Below are 4613 nucleotides of genomic sequence, written 5' to 3'. Positions count from 1 at the left end.
GGAAAGAGCAGTTAAAAATGCCGGAGCTTCTGGAAAACTGCTCAGATCCGGCTCTCTGGGAGCCATTTAAGGAAAAAGCTCAGGAAATCCGGGAAAGCGGAAAGCTTTTTATGGCATTTATGCCAACAGGAGTGTTTGAACGGCTTCACTTTCTTATGGGATTTGAGGATATGCTGATGAATTTTCTTCTGGAGCCGGAAGATATGATGGATCTCTGTAATGCTATTGGAGAGTATCGCTATCAGTATATGAAACTGATTGTAGATAATCTTCATCCGGATGTGATGCTTTCTCATGATGACTGGGGCTCCAAAAATCAGCTTTTTGTAAGCCCGGAAACATGGAGAGAGTTTATTAAGCCTCAGTATGCAAAAACCTATGGATATATGAAAGAAAAAGGAGTCATCATCATCCATCATGGGGATTCCTTTATGGAACCTGTCGTAGAGGATATGGTGGAGCTTGGCGTTGACGTGTGGCAGGGAGTTCTTCCTCAGAATGATATTCCGAAGCTTCAGAAACAGCTTGCAGGAAGGATGACACTGATGGGAGGAATCGACGCATCCATTGTGGACAGAGCAGATTCCACAGAGGAGGAGATACGCAGGGAAGTAAGAAGAGCCTGTGAGGAATATGCTCCGGGAGGACATTTTATCCCATGTATTACTTATGGCGGACCGGGATGTCTTTTCCCTCATGTTGACCCGATTATTGACGATGAAATTGACAGATATAACAGAACAGAAAAGTGAAGACAAGATGAAATATAAAATTACCTTTGAAGATGAACAGCTTACCTGCCTGGCAGAGGCAGGAACCACGGTTTTGGAGGCGCAGATCGCAGCAGGAATGACTCCGGATGCTTTTTGCGGAGGAAATGGAAAATGCGGAAAGTGCAAAGTGGTGATCGACGGAAAAGAAGTGCTGGCATGTAAGACGGCAGTAGACAGAGATATGACAGTGTATACAGGAAATAAAAAAGGGGAGCGGGCTCAGATCCTTGCACAGGGAAGCGGCAGACAGGCAGAATTTTCCCCCGGAAATCTTCCGGAAGGCACGGATACACCGCTTCTCAGCGCTGTGGATATTGGTTCTACCTCTGTAGTGGCGTATCTTCTGGACGGAACAAACGGAGAGCTGCTTGGAACAAAAAGTATTCTGAATCCTCAGAGACAGTTTGGAGCAGATGTGGTCAGCAGATGCAGCTATGCGCTGAATAACGGCGGAGAGGCTTTAAGCGGCTGTATCCGCAATGCAGTAAACATACTTTTAAGAGAACTGGCAAAAGGGGCGGGAAGGAACCCGGAGGATATTGTGAGAATCGTTATGGTGGGAAATTCCTGTATGCATCATCTGTTTCTGGGGATTCCCACTGATACGCTGGCTCTGGCGCCCTATACGCCTAAAGTTACCGAAGCGCAGGAGCTTATGGCTATCCAGTACGACATTCATGTACATCCCCGGGCGCAGCTCTGGTGGCTTCCCAATATCGGCGGTTTTGTAGGCGCAGATACTGTGGGATGCCTGGTGGCCTCTGATCTGGATGCCTGTGAAGAAATGACGCTGCTGGTGGATATCGGAACAAACGGAGAGCTAGTTCTGGGAAACAGAGACGGGCTGATCACCTGTTCTACAGCGGCAGGACCAGCCTTTGAAGGAGCGAAGATCACCTGTGGTATGCGGGGCAGCAAAGGCGCCATTGACCATGTAACTGTAAAAGATGGGGAAACAATCTGCCATGTGATCGGAGAAACCGAGGCAGTGGGAATCTGCGGCTCCGGTCTTCTGGATGGGGCTGCCTGTCTTTTGAAACTGGGAAAAATTGATGAGACAGGAAGACTGGAGAAGGAGTATCATTTTACTGACCGGGTATTTCTGAATCAAAAGGATATCCGGGAGCTTCAGCTGGCAAAGGCTGCCATTGCGGCAGGTATCCGAAGTCTTTGCGAGAAGAAGGGGATTAAGGTCAGTGATATCAGCCGTGTTCTGATAGCCGGAGCCTTTGGCAATTATCTTGATCCTGCCAGCGCCTGTGCCATTGGAATGATTCCTCCTGAACTTCAGACAAGGATCACCTCCATAGGAAATGCTGCCGGGGAGGGAGCCTGTATGGTTGCTGTGAATCGGGAACAGTTTGAGCGGAGCCGGATTCTGGCACAAAAGGCTGAGTTTGTGGAGCTTGCTCTTGATATGGGATTTCAGGAGATTTATGTAGAAGAAATGGAGTTTCCGGGGGAATCAGAACATGAATGAGCTTGACAGAATAATGGAAATCATAGAGGCAGCCGGTTTTTCCCATACAGGAAAAATCAGTATGGATACGGTAGAACTCAGGGATGAGGTACGGGATATGTGCCGCAATGGAAACTGTGGAAAATATGACAGGAACTGGTCCTGCCCTCCCGGCTGCGGAACTCTTGATCAGTGCAGGCAGCAGCTTCTCAGCTATAAGACCGGAATTCTTGTGCAGACTGTTGGAGAAATAGAGGACAGTATGGACTGGGAAGGCATGAAAGATACAGAAGAGCGCCACAAAAAAACTTTTCTTGAAACAGCGGAAAAGCTCCGTAAAATAGCTCCCGGATTTCTTCCTCTGGGAGCAGGAACCTGTACCTTGTGCAGAGAGTGTACATACCCGGACAGTCCTTGCAGGCAGCCGGAGCGGAGAATTTCATCTATGGAGGCCTACGGGATCCTGGTCAGTGATATCTGTTCCGGAAACCAGGTAAAATATTATTACGGTCCAAAAACGATCGCCTATACCTCCTGCTATTTCTTTGATTTTTCTTCCTGATCCATCAGATAAAAGGACAGCATCAGGTAAAGCAGCTCATCTGGGTCCGTGAGATCGGATTTTAAGGCTGCCTCAATTTTTTCAATACGGTAAAGAAGCGTGCTGCGGTGAATATAAAGTGCCGCAGCCGTTTTTGTTGCACTCTGATGATTCTGCAGATAAACCCTCAGAGTCTCATAAAGCTGAGTGCCGGTGTTTTCATCCTGATATTTCAAATGGAGAAGCTTTTCATGGCAGATCATGTAGGCTGGAAGCTTTCCTGTGATCTGTTCCAGAATATAAGGCAGTGCAACATCATTAAAATGATGGATCCAGGAGGTTGGATTTTTGCGGGAGCCTGTCTGAATGGAAATAGAAGCCTGTACATACTGCCTCTGAAAATTAAAATGTCCCAGCATCACTCTGCTGTAACCGGCAATCAACAGACTGTCCCGGATAAAACCGGCAAGCTTCTGAGAAATTTCATCCAGTGTAAAGTCGCACAAATCCAGATTAATATATACAACTACATTTCCTCTGTGCTCCACTGCACAGGCAGCCGGAATAAAATTTTCCACATAACTGCAAATGGATTTCAGGGTCAGATTTTTCCAGTCCAGAATTCCTGTTTTAATCAGAATGCACTGATAGGAATGGGAGGACAGCCAGCCGTTTTCTGTAAGCTGGTGACTGACCTCCACATAGTCTGCTTTGGAATTGGTAAGGAGATTATGAAAAATCCGGTGGAGAGGGTACAGGGTATCGTGTTCTGCCACAGACTTTGTGGACAGCACATAAGAAATAAGAGATGCCAGATGTTCTGCCACAAAGCCAAAGGTGTCATCCAGTGGAAGCTCTCCGGGGCGAATCAGAAGGCGGTATCCGGTTTTTCCGGAACGTCTGATATTGACGCACAGAGCCGGAGGTGCAGTATGGTTTCCGGGATAATAAAAATAACCGGTACGGTACTGAGCCTCTTCGTAATTACTGTCCTGCTTCAGAGAGTTGACAACATTCTGAGTTTCTTCTGTGGAACCGAAAATACCGTCCTTTAACTGATTCCGCGGCTGATTTCCGCTTGCGATCACTGTAAAATCAAGGCCGATCACGGTCATGGGATTGGGAATGACAGAAGTACTGAGATCGATCATTTTCTGGACAGAGGGCTGATTCAAAATCAGATCAAACAGACTCTGGTTCCACTCTTCGTATTTTCGAAAAATTTCCTGGAGAAATGAAAGGGCGGAAATTGCAGAAACAGATTCCTTCAAAATGCACAAATTCGGATAATCGTCTTCTTCCAGATACCTTGAGGTTCCGGTGAGTATCACCAGAGTTTCGGACAGATGGTGGGAGGGAATCAAAAAATCAGGATCATCACTGATATATATTTTTCCCCCGGACAGAGGACCGGGAGCCTGATAGATCACAGGGTATTCCAAATGAGGCTCTGAGGACAGCCAGGAAGAGACTGCTACAGAAAAATGCTGACGCAGATGGTATACAATAAGCTGGGCGCTGAGTTTCATAAGAGGCTCCTTTCGATGTGGGACTGAGTGTTTTAAAGCAGTTTTTTTTATTATATCTCATATGGTTTTTAGGCTCAATAGCTGCAGTCAGATATTTCATACAAATTGTAGGAAAATGAAAGAGAAAATAGACGATTTTGGAAATAGAGATTATCTGTATTCTCTGATATACTGAAAACAGTTAAAGTGTAGGAGGGATTTACGCATGATAATTATTGGGGAAAAAATCAACGGTTCCATTCCTGCTGTGGCAGATGCCATTGCCCGCCGCGACGGGGAATTTATTAAAGAAAGGGCAAGAATGCAGGATG

4 protein-coding genes are annotated in these 4613 nt (G+C 46.3%); 3 read left to right on the top strand and 1 reads right to left on the bottom strand.

From position 1 onward, the window contains the following. From QVP40_RS10595 to QVP40_RS10585, 3 genes are all read left to right on the top strand, one after another. Window positions 1-752 (top strand): uroporphyrinogen decarboxylase family protein (locus QVP40_RS10595; RefSeq protein WP_288200485.1); only part of this gene is annotated, 752 nt, incomplete at its 5' end. 7 nt (window positions 753-759) lie between these two features. Continuing rightward, window positions 760-2253, top strand: coding sequence for an ASKHA domain-containing protein (locus QVP40_RS10590; RefSeq protein WP_022068393.1), 1494 nt, complete (start codon window positions 760-762; stop codon window positions 2251-2253). After that, complete coding sequence (locus QVP40_RS10585; protein ID WP_022068392.1) at window positions 2246-2794, top strand: DUF2284 domain-containing protein; 549 nt, start codon at window positions 2246-2248, stop codon at window positions 2792-2794. Before QVP40_RS10590 ends, QVP40_RS10585 begins: the two co-directional genes overlap by 8 nt. On the opposite strand, the gene QVP40_RS10580 is transcribed toward QVP40_RS10585, so the two are convergent. Next, the gene (locus QVP40_RS10580; protein WP_022068391.1) at window positions 2770-4302 is read right to left on the bottom strand and encodes a PucR family transcriptional regulator; all 1533 of its coding nucleotides are present in this window, start codon (window positions 4300-4302) and stop codon (window positions 2770-2772) included. The two genes, QVP40_RS10585 and QVP40_RS10580, sit on opposite strands and share 25 nt — an antisense overlap. Window positions 4303-4613: the final 311 nt, after the last annotated feature.

The sequence above is a fragment of the Blautia sp. CAG:257 genome (assembly GCF_000433815.1).
GTDB lineage: Bacteria > Bacillota > Clostridia > Lachnospirales > Lachnospiraceae > Blautia_A > Blautia_A caecimuris.
Note: the sequence above shows the minus strand (reverse complement) of the source record. Positions and strands in the feature narration are given on the sequence as shown.

Excerpts from the sequence above, each read along its gene's own strand:
- QVP40_RS10585 (WP_022068392.1), top strand. The coding sequence starts at position 2,246 with ATGAATGAGCTTGACAGAATAATGGAAATCATAGAGGCAGCCGGTTTT.
- QVP40_RS10580 (WP_022068391.1), bottom strand. The coding sequence starts at position 4,302 with ATGAAACTCAGCGCCCAGCTTATTGTATACCATCTGCGTCAGCATTTT.
- QVP40_RS10590 (WP_022068393.1), top strand. The coding sequence starts at position 760 with ATGAAATATAAAATTACCTTTGAAGATGAACAGCTTACCTGCCTGGCA.